General features: G+C 73.3%; 11 protein-coding genes, 7 tRNA genes and 1 pseudogene. 9 read left to right on the forward strand and 10 right to left on the reverse strand.

Annotation, left to right across the window (positions count from 1 at the left end; all coding sequences use genetic code 11):
- Positions 1–7: 7 nt before the first annotated feature.
- Positions 8–1,387, reverse strand: a pseudogene (locus tag AB0O09_RS22010) (serine/threonine-protein kinase); the annotation flags it as partial.
- Between the two features lie 536 nt (positions 1,388–1,923).
- Between AB0O09_RS22010 and AB0O09_RS22015 the strand changes: the two are divergent.
- Positions 1,924–2,115, forward strand: a complete 192-nt coding sequence (locus AB0O09_RS22015; RefSeq protein ID WP_363543638.1) for a hypothetical protein — start codon at positions 1,924–1,926, stop codon at positions 2,113–2,115.
- Between the two features lie 231 nt (positions 2,116–2,346).
- Here AB0O09_RS22015 and AB0O09_RS22020 read toward each other — a convergent pair.
- The 5 genes from AB0O09_RS22020 to AB0O09_RS22040 form a co-directional block, all read right to left on the reverse strand.
- Positions 2,347–2,418: transfer RNA gene (locus AB0O09_RS22020), tRNA-Val, on the reverse strand.
- 28 nt (positions 2,419–2,446) lie between these two features.
- Positions 2,447–2,518, reverse strand: a tRNA-Val gene (locus AB0O09_RS22025).
- 28 nt (positions 2,519–2,546) lie between these two features.
- Positions 2,547–2,618, reverse strand: a tRNA-Val gene (locus AB0O09_RS22030).
- A gap of 33 nt (positions 2,619–2,651) precedes the next feature.
- Positions 2,652–2,725 (reverse strand) — tRNA-Cys (locus tag AB0O09_RS22035).
- A gap of 39 nt (positions 2,726–2,764) precedes the next feature.
- Positions 2,765–2,837, reverse strand: a tRNA-Gly gene (locus tag AB0O09_RS22040).
- 348 nt (positions 2,838–3,185) lie between these two features.
- On the opposite strand from AB0O09_RS22040, the gene AB0O09_RS22045 reads away from it, so the two are divergent.
- The 3 genes from AB0O09_RS22045 (at position 3,186) to AB0O09_RS22055 (ending at position 5,947) form a co-directional block, all read left to right on the forward strand.
- On the forward strand, positions 3,186–4,202 hold the full coding sequence (locus tag AB0O09_RS22045) for a chorismate-binding protein (protein ID WP_363543658.1): 1,017 nt from the start codon (positions 3,186–3,188) through the stop codon (positions 4,200–4,202).
- A 22-nt stretch (positions 4,203–4,224) separates the two neighbouring features.
- Positions 4,225–5,040: an aminodeoxychorismate lyase gene (locus tag AB0O09_RS22050; protein WP_344621683.1), complete on the forward strand. Its 816-nt coding sequence runs from the start codon at positions 4,225–4,227 to the stop codon at positions 5,038–5,040.
- A gap of 64 nt (positions 5,041–5,104) precedes the next feature.
- A complete protein-coding gene (locus AB0O09_RS22055; RefSeq protein ID WP_363543640.1) occupies positions 5,105–5,947 on the forward strand; it encodes a GNAT family N-acetyltransferase in 843 nt (280 codons plus the stop codon).
- A gap of 44 nt (positions 5,948–5,991) precedes the next feature.
- On the opposite strand, the gene AB0O09_RS22060 is transcribed toward AB0O09_RS22055, so the two are convergent.
- The 3 genes from AB0O09_RS22060 to AB0O09_RS22070 all read right to left on the reverse strand — a co-directional run bounded on the left by AB0O09_RS22060 (position 5,992) and on the right by AB0O09_RS22070 (position 7,819).
- Positions 5,992–6,489, reverse strand: coding sequence for a DsbA family protein (locus AB0O09_RS22060; protein ID WP_363543641.1), 498 nt, complete (start codon positions 6,487–6,489; stop codon positions 5,992–5,994).
- 61 nt (positions 6,490–6,550) lie between these two features.
- Positions 6,551–7,126, reverse strand: a complete 576-nt coding sequence (locus AB0O09_RS22065; RefSeq protein WP_363543643.1) for a CGNR zinc finger domain-containing protein — start codon at positions 7,124–7,126, stop codon at positions 6,551–6,553.
- 279 nt (positions 7,127–7,405) lie between these two features.
- Entirely contained in the window at positions 7,406–7,819 is a 414-nt protein-coding gene (locus AB0O09_RS22070; RefSeq protein WP_030268554.1) for an SsgA family sporulation/cell division regulator, read from the reverse strand.
- Positions 7,820–8,061: 242 nt separating this feature from the next.
- Between AB0O09_RS22070 and AB0O09_RS22075 the strand changes: the two genes are divergently transcribed.
- The 3 genes from AB0O09_RS22075 to AB0O09_RS22085 all read left to right on the forward strand — a co-directional run bounded on the left by AB0O09_RS22075 (position 8,062) and on the right by AB0O09_RS22085 (position 8,893).
- Entirely contained in the window at positions 8,062–8,490 is a 429-nt protein-coding gene (locus AB0O09_RS22075) for a TIGR02611 family protein (RefSeq protein WP_363543660.1), read from the forward strand.
- Between the two features lie 54 nt (positions 8,491–8,544).
- Positions 8,545–8,616, forward strand: a tRNA-Val gene (locus AB0O09_RS22080).
- A 205-nt stretch (positions 8,617–8,821) separates the two neighbouring features.
- Positions 8,822–8,893 (forward strand) — tRNA-Val (locus tag AB0O09_RS22085).
- Positions 8,894–9,005: 112 nt separating this feature from the next.
- Here AB0O09_RS22085 and AB0O09_RS22090 read toward each other — a convergent pair.
- Positions 9,006–9,779, reverse strand: coding sequence for a 3'-5' exonuclease (locus AB0O09_RS22090; protein WP_363543645.1), 774 nt, complete (start codon positions 9,777–9,779; stop codon positions 9,006–9,008).
- Positions 9,780–10,070: 291 nt separating this feature from the next.
- Between AB0O09_RS22090 and thrS the strand changes: the two genes are divergently transcribed.
- Together thrS and AB0O09_RS22100 are read left to right on the forward strand one after the other, a co-directional pair.
- Positions 10,071–12,050: a threonine--tRNA ligase gene (gene thrS, locus AB0O09_RS22095; protein WP_363543646.1), complete on the forward strand. Its 1,980-nt coding sequence runs from the start codon at positions 10,071–10,073 to the stop codon at positions 12,048–12,050.
- A 74-nt stretch (positions 12,051–12,124) separates the two neighbouring features.
- Positions 12,125–12,685: an HIT domain-containing protein gene (locus tag AB0O09_RS22100; protein WP_363543648.1), complete on the forward strand. Its 561-nt coding sequence runs from the start codon at positions 12,125–12,127 to the stop codon at positions 12,683–12,685.
- The last annotated feature ends 69 nt before the right edge of the window (positions 12,686–12,754 follow it).

The raw sequence follows: 12,754 nt of genomic DNA on the forward strand, positions 1-12,754 counted from the left end.
TGCGGTTCTCGCAGCCCTGCGCGGTCGCGATGGCCAGGGCCACGCCCAGGGTCACCGTGACGAAGACCACCAGCCGCTGCCGCAGCAGCCGCCGCCGGGAGTCCGCCGAGGGCCGCCCGGGGACGGGCGTGTGCTGGCGCTCCCGCGGCCGGCCCGGCGCGGGCGTGTGCGGCCGTACGGGCGTGCGGTGCCGGTCCCGCAAGGTGTCCTGGCCGTCGAGGTGCGGCACGCCGCCGTGCGGCGGCTGTCCGGGGGCCCGGCGGGGCGGTCTGCCCGTCGGGACGCGTCCGCCGACCACGGGCCGCTGCCCGCCCGGCCGGCCGTGCCCCGCCGCCTGTCCCGGTCCGTACCCCGGGGTGTGGCCCTGTCCGGCCTGCGGGCCGGCACCCGGCCGCGGTGTCTGCTGCCCCGGCGCCGGTCCGGCGCCCGGCCCGTGCCCAGGACCGGCGCCGTGTCCCGGAGCCGCGCCCGCGCCCGGACCGTGGGCCCGGCCGGGTGCGGCGACCTGCGCCTGCTGCTGTGGGGCGGGGCCCGGCGCGCCGCTGCGGGCCCGTCCGCCCAGCACGGTGCCCCGTGCGGCGAGTTCGGTCAGGCGCTCGTGCAGGGCCGCCGCGGCGGGCCGCTCGCCCGGCTCCTTGGCCAGGCAGGCACCGATCAGCGGCGCCAGCACCGGCGGCACGCCGGCGAGGTCCGGCTCCTCGTGCACCACCCGGTAGAGCATCACCTCGGAGGAGGCGCCGGAGCCGAAGGGCGACTCCCCGGTGAGGGCGAAGGCGATCGTCGCGCCGAAGGCGAAGACGTCGGTGGCCGGGGTCACCGCCGCCCCGCGGACCTGCTCGGGCGCGAGGAACCCGGGCGATCCGACCGCCGTCCCGACGTGGGTGAGCGTGGAGGCGCCGCGCGACCAGGCGATGCCGAAGTCGATGATCCGCGGGCCGCGCGGCGAGAGCAGGATGTTGGAGGGCTTGAGGTCGCGGTGGACGACCCCGGCCTCGTGCACCTTCACCAGCCCGTCGGCGAGGGCGGCGCCGATCCTGGCCGCCTCCGGCCAGGGCAGCGGCCCCTCGTCCGTGACCCGCTTGTACAGCGAGGGCCCGGGCACGTAGGCCGTCGCCAGCCACGGCCGCTCGGCCTTGAGGTCGGAGTCGACCACGCGTGCGGTGCAGCCGCCGCGGATCCGGGAGGCGGCGGCGACCTCGCGGGCGAACCTGGTGCGGAACTCCGCGTCCCCGGCCAGCTCGTCGCGGATCAGCTTGAGGGCGACCCGCTGGCCCTTGCGGTCCGAGCCGAGGTAGACCACGCCCATGCCGCCGGCGCCGAGCCGTCGGTGCAGTCGGAACGGTCCGACGATGCGGGGGTCCTCACGCCTCAGCCGCATCATCGCCATACTCGTCCCCGTCAGCCTGTGGAGTGAGGCCCCGTCGAGTGGGCCGCCGTCAGATCCTGTCCGGGACAGCTTACGGACTGGCCGCAGTGCTGTGCTGACACGCAACACCCCGAGGGGCGGTCGGATTGTCCGATCTCCGTCGAAAGGCGTTCCGCGGGTACCCGGAGCACCCTTGTCCGGGGGCTGCGCGTCGCACGCGAACGGTGCTCCGGCGGGCCTGCCCGACCCCGCCGCAGGACGGGCTCCCGGGCGTCCCCGGGAGCCCCCCTCGGGGTGGGCCTCAGGGTTGCGTCGGGGATGCGATCGGTTCCGTCTCCGCCTCCGGTAGTAGACGGCACGACCCGACCTCATCCTCCGGGAGGCCGGTGGAACCGTGCGCGGGCATGACGCCCGGTGGGGGCCCTCCGGCCTACTGTTGATCTCGACGGCGGGCCGCTACTCGTCCCCCGAGGTCCCGGTCCGCCGTCCCGACCACCCGACCGCCCCGTGCGGGCCGCCCAGCGGCCGCGCCCGGCGACGAGCAGGAGCAGACGATCATGGCCACGCAGTTCACCGGCACCGGGCGCCGCCGCCGGCCCTTCGTAGGCCAGTCGCCCACCGGGGACAGGCATCCGGCGGTGGCCCTGGCCATCGCCGTGCCGTGCGCGGTGCTGCTGCTGGCGCTGTTCGGCGGCTGGGAGCAACTGGCGACACAGGCTCGCGCCGTCGCCGATCTGATCGGGCGCTGACCCCAGGGGAGGGGTCCGCGCCGGCCGGGTGCGACACCGCAGGACACGTGGACGGGCCGAGCGGTGGCCAACCCCCGGCAGAGCAGGGGCCGGGTGCAAGGACGTCGGTGAGGGCGTCCGCACCCGGCACCTGCCTTTTCCGCCCTCCGCAGTCCGACGCGCACGCGTCGCCGTCGGCGCCGGACAACGACGAAGGCCGTGGTCCACCGGACCACGGCCTTCGATCTTCTGTGCGCGATACTGGGATTGAACCAGTGACCCCTACCGTGTCAAGGTAGTGCTCTCCCGCTGAGCTAATCGCGCGGGTTTGTCAAGCCCTGCCGGGCCCGCGTGCGCGATACTGGGATTGAACCAGTGACCCCTACCGTGTCAAGGTAGTGCTCTCCCGCTGAGCTAATCGCGCTGGGATGCCGATCCCCGAAGAGATCGAGTGCGCGATACTGGGATTGAACCAGTGACCCCTACCGTGTCAAGGTAGTGCTCTCCCGCTGAGCTAATCGCGCGGGGAGGGCTCCCGGCGAACCGGGGGCACCTCTTGGAGGTGGAGACGGGATTTGAACCCGTGTACACGGCTTTGCAGGCCGTTGCCTCGCCTCTCGGCCACTCCACCAGGCAACTTCGGAGAACGATCTTACCCTGTTCTCCATCGAGCGGACGACGAGATTCGAACTCGCGACCCTCACCTTGGCAAGGTGATGCTCTACCAACTGAGCCACGTCCGCCTGTCTCCCGGCTGCTTCCCCGCTTTTCTTCGGTTCCGCGTCCCGGCGACGTGTTGAACTCTAGCGGATTCCCGGGCCAGCTAAAAATCCGTTCCCGCAGCGTGGCGCGGGGGTGGCCGGAAGGTGGTGCTCCGTCAGCCGTCCGGGTGGCTCCCCGGCCGCCCGGGGCGGGGGCTGCGGCGCAGGTCCGAGGGCCGCCCCCGGCCGCCCCGGCGGACCGCCGACCTACACTTCAGGCACCGGGCAATCCCCGAACCGGCCCCGCGCCGCATCCGCGCGGAGCAGCACCCGAGTCCGCGCAGGAGAACCGTGTCCGGCCGCACCGCCCCCCTCAGCCCCGACCAGCCGATCGCCCGCTTCGGCGGCCGTCTCGCCACCGGGTTGCGCGAGGTCTCCGGCGACCCCGCGGTCCTCGACCGCGGCGGCTTCTGGGCGGTCGCGTACGACTTCGAGGGCCGCCTCACCTGCGCCCGCTTCGACGAGGTCCGCCCCGACCCCGCTCCGCCGCCCACCGCCGGCTGGCTCGGCCCGCGGACGGAGGACTGGCACAGCTCGCTCGACCGGGCCGCCTACACCGCGGGCGTCCGCCGGATCCGCGAGCACATCGCGGCCGGCGAGGTCTACCAGGCGAACCTCTGCCGGGTGCTCTCCGCGCCGCTGCCCGACCCGGAGCGCTCCGACATCGACGCGCTCACCGGCCTGCTGGCCCGCGGCAACCCCGCGCCGTACGCAGGAACGATCCGCCTGCCCGAGCACGGGGTGGAGATCGCCACCGCCTCGCCCGAGCTCTACCTGCGCCGCCGCGGCCGCACCGTCTCCTCCGGCCCGATCAAGGGCACCGGCCGCACCGAGGCCGACCTGCTGGAGAAGGACCACGCCGAGAACGTGATGATCGTCGACCTGGTCCGCAACGACCTCGGCCGGGTCTGCGGGACCGGCACCGTCACCGTCCCCGACCTCTGCGCGCTCGAGAAGCACCCGGGCCTCGTCCACCTGGTCTCCACCGTCGAGGGCCGGCTGCGGGACGGCGCCGGCTGGCCCGAGCTGCTCGCCGCCACCTTCCCGCCCGGCTCGGTCACCGGGGCGCCGAAGTCCAGCGCGCTGCGGATCATCGACGCCCTCGAGACCGCCCCTCGCGGCCCCTACTGCGGCGCCGTCGGCTGGGTGGACGCCGACCGCGGCGAGGCCGAACTCGCCGTCGGCATCCGCACCTTCTGGATCGACCGGACGGGCGGCGAGCCCGTCCTCCGGTTCGGCACCGGCGCCGGCATCACCTGGGGCTCCGACCCCGAGCGCGAATGGGACGAGACCGAGCTCAAGGCGGCCCGCCTGGTCGCGATAGCGTCGGGCACCAGCACCCACTGAACAACCCCGGGAGCAGCACTCGATGATCTGGGTCAACGGCAACCTCGTGGACGCCGGCAGTGCCGCCGTCTCCGTCCTGGACCACGGCCTCACCGTCGGCGACGGCGTCTTCGAGACGGTCAAGGCCGTCGACGGGCAGGCCTTCGCGCTCACCCGCCACCTCGACCGGCTCACCCGCTCCGCCCGCGGCCTCGGCCTCGCCGACCCGGACCACGACGCCGTCCGCGAGGCCTGTGCCGCCGTGCTCGCCGCCAACCCGATGCCGCTCGGCCGGATGCGGATCACCTACACCGGCGGCACCTCCCCGCTCGGATCCGAGCGGGGCGAGGACGCGCCCACCCTGGTCGTCGCCCTCGGCACCGCCAAGCCGCGCCCGGACACCACCGCGGTGGTCACCGTGCCGTGGCGCCGCAACGAGCACAGCGCCGTCGCCGGCCTCAAGACCACCTCCTACGCCGAGAACGTGGTGGCGCTCGCGACCGCGCACCGGGCCGGCGCCTCCGAGGCGCTCTTCGCCAACACCGCCGGGCGGCTCTGCGAGGGCACCGGCTCCAACGTCTTCGTCGTCCTCGGCGGCCGGCTGCTCACCCCGCCCCTCGAGTCCGGCTGCCTGGCCGGCATCACCCGCCGGCTGGTCGTCGACTGGAGCGGCGCCGAGGAGGCCGACCTGCCCTTCGAGGCGCTGTTCGAGGCCGAGGAGGTCTTCCTGACCTCCACCCTCCGCGACGTCCAGGGCGTCCACCGGATCGACGGCCACGAGCTGCCCGCCCCCGGGCCGATCACCCTCAAGGCGATGGCCCAGTTCGCCGAGCGGAGCGGCGACGACCTCGACCCCTGACCGGGCCGCGCCGCCGGCGGCCGCACAGGCGTAGTGCGGCCGCCGCCGGGGCAGGGGAGCCGGTATGACCACAACGCTGCGCCCGGGGGGCGCCGAGGAGCTGCTGCCCGGCGGCGGCCGCAGCCGCCGCTGGCAGATCTGCGTCAACGGCCGCCCGGTGGGCGGGCTGCGCACCACCGCGCTGCCGCGCGGCGACCAGTGGTGGGGCGAGATCGCCGAGTTGGAGGTCGCCGAGGGGCGCCGCCGGGGCCGCGGCACGGTCGGCGTGCTCGCGGCCGAGGAGGTGCTGCGCGGCTGGGGCTGCAGCCGCGCCGACGTCACCGTCCCCGCGGAGGCGGAGGGCGCGCTCGCCCTGGCCCGGGCGCTCGGCTACACCGACCGGATGCAGAACATGGCCAAGCGGCTCGGCCGGGCACCGGCACTGCCGGACGGGCTGACCGTCCGTCCGATCGGCGCGGCGGAGTACCCGCAGTGGCTGGCCGCCGCGAGAGCCGGCTACCTGCACGACCTGCGCTCCTCGGGCCTCACCGCGCAGCAGGCCGAGGCCAAGGCGGAGGCCGACCACCGCCAGGTCCTGCCGCAGGGGCCGGACACCCCGGGCGTCGCACTGCGCCGGCTCGTCGACGGCGACGGCCGCGCGCTCGGCAGCCTCTGGCTGCACCTGCGCCAGGAGGTCTCGCCGGAGGGCCGCCCGCTGGCCTGGGTGATGGTGGTGGAGGTCGACGAGGAGCACCGCGGCCGGGGCCTCGGCCGCGCCCTGATGCTGGCAGCCGAGCACGAGTGCCTCGCGGCGGGCGTGCACGACCTCGGGCTCAACGTCTTCAGCAGCAACACGGTGGCCGTCGGCCTGTACGCCTCGCTCGGTTACCGGGTCACCCGGCGGGTCCTCGGCAAGCAGCTGCTCTGAGGACGCCGGCCGGGCCGGGCCGGCGGCCCCGCCGGGTGGGTCGGTCAGCCCCGGTTCTTCTCGATCAGCTCGACGATCCGGGCGCGCAGCCCTTCCTGGCTCTTGCCGCCGTCCAGCCGCTGCCCTGCGATCACGTAGGTCGGGGTGCCGGTGACCCCGATCGCCCGGCCCTCGGCCTGGTCGGCGTCGACCAGCAGGGTGTGCCGCCCGTCGATCAGCGCGGTGTCGACCTCGTCCGCGTCCAGCCCCAGGTCGGCGGCGACGGCCAGCAGCGTCTTCTCGCCGTCCCGGCCGAGCTCCTCGGTCCGCTCCAGCAGGGCCTCGACGTACGCCCAGCCGTTGCCCTGGGCGAACGCCTCCTCGACGGCCTGGGCGGCCGCGTACGCGTGCTTGTTCTTCTCCAGCGGGAAGTGCCGCAGCTCGATCCGGAACTCGTCGCCGTAGCCGGAGCGCAGCGCCCGGACGTCGTCCAGGGCGGTGCGGCAGTCGGGGCACTGCAGGTCGCACCAGAATTCGAGGCGGGGGAGGGAGGCGTCGGTCATGCCCCCAGTCTTTCATCCGCGGGGGCCGCGCCCGGCCGCCTCGCACCGCCGGGCGGGCCGGTCAGCCCGCGGCCACCGCCTCGGCCTCGGCGGAGCGCTGCCGGGCGCGGTACGCGGCGACGTGCAGCCGGTTGCCGCAGGTGCGGCTGTCGCAGTAGCGGCGCGAGCGGTTGCGGGAGAGGTCGACGAAGACGCGCTCGCAGTCGGGGGCCTCGCAGCGCCGCAGCCGCTCGCGCTCGCCGGCCATCACGATGAAGGCGAGCGCCATGCCGAGCTCGGCCGCGAGGTGGTCGCCGATCGCGGCGTGCGGGGCGAAGTAGTGGATGTGCCAGTCGTGGTGGTCGTGGTTGGTCAGCCGCGGCGTGGTGCCGGCCGCCGCGACCACGGCGTTCACCAGCTCCGCGGCCTCCTCGGTGGAGCGCGCGGAGAACACCTCGCGCAGCCGGCCGCGCAGCAGCTGCACCGAGGCCAGGTCCGCGCCGGTCAGCGAGTCGATCTCGCTGATCTCCTGCTTGACCACGAACGCGTCGAGCGCGGCGGTGTCCGGCAGCTGCTCCGAGCCGCACGCCTCCGGGGCGGTGTTGAGCAGCTCGACCAGAATGCTCAGCGCGCACTCGGTGTCATGGGTGATCAGCACGTGGGCTCCTCGCGCGGCGGGGGCCCACCGGCCCCTCGTCGGTCGTCACCCGCGACTCTACCGGGCCGCGCCGCCCGAGCGAAGGAAAGCGCCCGGCGGTACGGCCGGCCACCCCTGCGGATGACCGGCCGTACCGCCGGGCGCCACACCGTCGGGCCGGGCGGGCCCGTCGGTGACCCCGAGACCGCCGGTGGTGCGTGGCGGCAGGTGCGACCGTGCCCCCGAGTAGGACGGACGCAGTGGGCGTGGCCGCGCCGAGGCGGGCCCGCCGCAGCGAGGTCAGCTTTCGGCGAGGATGTGGGACAGCTCCCGATCGAGGTCGAAGTGACGGTGTTCGGTGCCGGGCGGCACGGCGGCGTCGGTGCGCTTGAGGAACGACTCGAGCGCCCGCGCCGGGGCTTCCAGCAGGGCTTCTCCTTCCGGAGAGCTCAGGGCGATGCAGACGACCCCCTGACCGTGGCTGCGCGAGGGCCACACCCGCACGTCGCCGGTCCCGGTCGGTCGGTGCAGCCCCTCCGCGAGGAGATCACGGGCGAACACCCACTCGACGGTCTCGTCGGCACCGGTGTGGAAGGTGGCGTGCACGGCATAGGGGTCCGAGGTGTCGTAGCGCAGGCCCGCGGGGACGGGCAGGGAGGACTCGCTGGACACGATGAGGCGCAGGTGCAGCTCGCAGCTGACCGTGGTGTTCATAAGCGCCAGGGCCTTTCGCTCAGTGTGCGCTCGGGGAATCGCACGTCGGCGAACGGACCATCCCACCCGAAAGCCCGGTGTAAACCCCTCTGTCCCGATTCAACGCCGTGTCGTACCCCTTCCGGCGCATTGCGGAATCGGCGGCGGCGGGGAGTCGGGCCCGTACCGGCGGGTATCTCGGGTACTTTTCCCGCATGGCTGTACGAAACGACAATCCTGACCGGGTCGAGGACGGGGCACCCATGGCGTCCGACGGTGGCGAGGGCGGGAGCGGGGACGGCGAGGAGCGGGCCGGCGGGGACCGGCCGCTCGGTTCGCGGGCCCCGGCGTTCATCCGGCGGTCGCGGCCGCTGCACCTGAGCTGGCAGGTGGTGGTCTTCCTGGTCGGCCTGGCCGTGGTCGGGCTCGGCGTCGTCCTGCTGCCGCTGCCCGGCCCCGGCTGGGTGGTCATCTTCCTGGGCATGGGCGTCTGGGCGACCGAGTTCGTCTGGGCCCAGCTGGTGCTGCGCTGGACGCGGCGGAAGGTCGCCGAGGCGGCCGAGCGGGCGCTGGACCCGAAGGTGCGCCGCCGCAACATCACGCTGACCGTGATCGGCCTGGTGATCATCGGTGCCCTCCTCGGCTGGTACCTGTGGCGGTACGGCGCGGTGCTGCCCTGGGACCTGCACTGACCGGGAGGGTGTTCGGAGCACCCCCGCGGATGGGGTAATGTTTTCCCTGCACCCGGGCGATTAGCTCAGCGGGAGAGCACTTCGTTCACACCGAAGGGGTCACTGGTTCGATCCCAGTATCGCCCACCCGGAATGCAGTTCCGATGTAAGGCCCAGACCATTTACGGTCTGGGCCTTATGTTGTTTTCCGATGATTTCCGAAAGGCCCCCGCGGCCTGACGGACTTTCACCGGAGCTGTCCCGGAGGCGATCTGGGGGAGCGTCGGTCGGGCCCCGGCGGGAACGGATTGGGGCCGCGGGCGCGGAGGTGGTACTGTTCTTCTCGTTGCCCGGGCGATTAGCTCAGCGGGAGAGCACTTCGTTCACACCGAAGGGGTCACTGGTTCGATCCCAGTATCGCCCACCGAGCAGCAGGCCCCGGCCGCCAAGTGCGGCCGGGGCCTCTGTCGTTGTCGGCACTCGTCGGCACCGGTCGGCATCTCCCGTCGCCTCCGGCTCCGGGGCCGGCCCGCGGTTCAGGCCGCGGCCTCGCAGCGGTGCGAGGTGGTGAGCGGCCGGCCGCAGCCGCAACGGGCCGGACGCAGCGGCCAGGCGGTGTCCACCCGCTCCGCGGTGCCCTCCCGGTCGAACCAGTCCTGCAGCCCGCGGGCCTGCGCCGCGTGCCAGACCGCCTGCCGGACGTGGAGTTCGGGGACCGACAGCGCACCGAGCCGCTCCGGGTGCCGGACACCGAGGGCCCGCACCAGGTCGAGGGCGGCGGTCGCGTCCGCCGCGGCCTCGTGGGCACCGGTCAGCCGCACCCCGTAGTGGGCGCACAGATCGGTGAGCGTACGGCGGCCCTTGCGGTAGCGGTCGACGTGCTTGTCCAGCACCCGCGGGTCCAGCACCAGGAGTTCGGTGCCGCCGAGCGCCTCGCCGAGCGAACCACCGCGGTGCCGCCGCAGCTCGCGGTCGAGCAGGGTGAGGTCGTACGGGGCGTTCATGACCACCAGCGGGACGCCGGCGAGGGACAGCTCGGCGAGCGCGCGGGCTATCTCGGAGACCACCGCGCGCGGCGGGCGGCCGTGGGCGCGCGCGTGCTCGTCGCTGATGCCGTGCACCGCGCGGGCACCCTCGGGGATCGGAACTCCGGGGTCGGCCAGCCAGGTTGTGGTGGCCGGGGCGCTGCCGGGGGCGGACTGCAGGACGAGTGCGGCGGAGACGATCCGGTCGTGCTCGACGTCCACGCCGGTGGTCTCGGTATCGAAGGAGGCGATCGGCCCCTCGTGCCAGGGTCGGGACTTCTGCATGACTGCCCCTCAAGTGCCGCCGGGCTGTTGCCCGGCGCGCCCCCGAGGACCAGGGGCGCACCGTGCTCTGTCCTGGTGATACCGCACTTGACAGCCGCTCAACCGCACCCCGGGGCCGCTCCTCGCCCCGGGGTCCCGGGACGGGTGCGGTGCGGGGTGCGGGAGGGGCCGGGCGGGCCGGTGGGGCGGCCGTGGCGCGGGGGAGAGCGCGGTGCGCACCGGAGCCGCCGCTCTCGGTACCATCGACGTGCGCAGCAGAGTGCTGCGGACCACAGATGTCAGGAGAGACCGGTGACCGACGTCCGGATCATCATCAACCGCGAACCCGATCGGGAAGAGCGCGTGGTGACCACGGGCACCACGGCCGCCGAGCTCTTCGCCGACGACCGCTCGATCATCGCCGCCCGCGTCGGCGGCCAGCTGAAGGACCTCGCCCACGTCGTCCAGGACGGCGACGAGGTCGAGCCGGTCGAGATCTCCAGCAAGGACGGCCTCGACATCCTGCGGCACTCCACCGCGCACGTCATGGCGCAGGCCGTGCAGCAGCTCTTCCCCGAGGCCAAGCTCGGCATCGGCCCGCCGGTCAAGGACGGCTTCTACTACGACTTCGACGTCGAGAAGCCCTTCCACCCCGATGACCTCAAGGCCATCGAGAAGAAGATGCAGGAGATCATCAAGCGCGGACAGAAGTTCTCCCGCCGCGTGGTCTCCGACGACGCCGCCCGCGACGAGCTGTCCGCCGAGCCCTACAAGCTGGAGCTGATCGGCCTCAAGGGCTCCGCCGCGACCGCCGGCGAGGGCGCCGACGTCGAGGTCGGCGCCGGCGAGCTGACCATCTACGACAACCTGGACGCCAAGTCCGGCGAGCAGTGCTGGGGCGACCTCTGCCGCGGCCCGCACCTGCCGAGCACCCGGCACATCCCGGCCTTCAAGCTGATGCGCAACGCGGCCGCCTACTGGCGCGGCAGCGAGAAGAACCCGATGCTGCAGCGCATCTACGGCACCGCCTGGCCGAGCAAGGACGAGCTGAAGGCGCACCTCGACTTCCTGGTGGAGGCCGAGAAGCGCGACCACCGCAAGCTCGGCAACGAGCTCGACCTCTTCTCGATCCCGGAGCAGATCGGCTCCGGCCTCGCCGTCTTCCACCCCAAGGGCGGCATCATCCGCCGGGCCATGGAGGACTACTCGCGCCGCCGGCACGAGGAGGAGGGCTACGAGTTCGTCTACACCCCGCACGCCACCAAGGGGAAGCTGTTCGAGACCAGCGGCCACCTGGACTGGTACGCCGACGGCATGTACCCCCCCATGCAGCTCGACGAGGGCGTGGACTACTACCTCAAGCCCATGAACTGCCCGATGCACAACCTGATCTTCGACGCGCGCGGCCGGTCCTACCGCGAACTGCCGCTGCGCCTGTTCGAGTTCGGCACGGTGTACCGGTACGAGAAGTCCGGCGTGGTGCACGGCCTGACCCGCGCCCGCGGCTTCACCCAGGACGACGCGCACATCTACTGCACCCGTGAGCAGATGGCGGAGGAGCTCGACTCCACCCTCACCTTCGTGCTCAACCTGCTGCGCGACTACGGCCTGACCGACTTCTACCTGGAGCTGTCCACCAAGGACCCGGAGAAGTACGTCGGCTCGGACGAGACCTGGGAGGAGGCCACCGCCGTCCTCGCCAGCGTGGCCGAGAAGCAGGGCCTGCCGCTCGTCCCGGACCCGGGTGGCGCGGCCTTCTACGGCCCGAAGATCTCCGTCCAGGCCAAGGACGCCATCGGCCGTACCTGGCAGATGTCGACCATCCAGCTCGACTTCAACCTGCCGGAGCGCTTCGACCTGGAGTACACCGCGGCGGACGGCTCGCGCCAGCGTCCGGTGATGATCCACCGCGCGCTGTTCGGCTCGATCGAGCGCTTCTTCGCGGTGCTGCTGGAGCACTACGCCGGCGCCATGCCGCCGTGGCTGGCCCCCGTCACCGTGACCGGCATCCCGATCACCGACGAGCACGTGCCGTACCTGCTGGACGTCGCGGCCGAGCTCAAGAAGCACGGCATCCGGGTCGAGGTCGACACCTCCGACGACCGCATGCAGAAGAAGATCCGCAACGCCCAGAAGCAGAAGGTCCCCTTCATGCTGATCGCGGGCAACGACGACGTCGAGGCGGGCGCGGTGTCCTTCCGCTACCGCGACGGCGAGCAGAAGAACGGCGTGCCGGTCGCCGACGCGGTGGCCGAGATCGTGGACGCGGTGCAGCGCCGCATCCAGGTCTGACCTCGGACGCACGAGGCCGGGGCGGGTCCGTCCGGACCCGCCCCGGCCTGTTCGTCCCGCCTGTCGGGACGCATATGCTGATCGGCATGACGAGTGAGCCCGAACTGCAGCGGGGCGTGGGGGAGCCGGACGGCTTCCGCCGCCTGTGGACCCCCCATCGGATGGCCTACATCCAGGGTGAGAACAAGCCCACCGGCCCGTCCCCGGACGACGGCTGCCCGTTCTGCAGCATCCCGAAGCTCACCGACGAGGAGGGCCTGGTCGTGGCCCGCGGCTCGTCCGTGTTCGCGGTGCTCAACCTCTACCCGTACAACGGCGGCCACCTGATGGTCGTCCCGTACCGGCACGTCGCGGACTACACCGAGCTGGACGAGGCCGAGACCGCCGAGCTCGCCCTGCTCACCAAGCACGCGATGACGGCGCTGCGCACCGCCTCGGGCGCGCACGGCTTCAACATCGGCATGAACCAGGGCGCCGCCGCCGGCGCCGGCATCGCCGCCCACCTCCACCAGCACGTGGTGCCGCGCTGGGGCGGGGACACCAACTTCATGCCGGTGGTCGGCCACACCAAGGTGCTGCCGCAGCTGCTCGCGGACACCCGCAAGATGCTGGCCGACGCCTGGCCGCAGGGCTGAGCCCACCGCACGGACGCCGCAGGGCCGGAACCGCGAGGACTCCCTCGGGTTCGGCACGGACATCACCGG

This window comes from Kitasatospora sp. NPDC093679 (assembly GCF_040683455.1).
In the GTDB taxonomy this organism is placed as follows: Bacteria; Actinomycetota; Actinomycetes; order Streptomycetales; family Streptomycetaceae; genus Kitasatospora; species Kitasatospora arboriphila.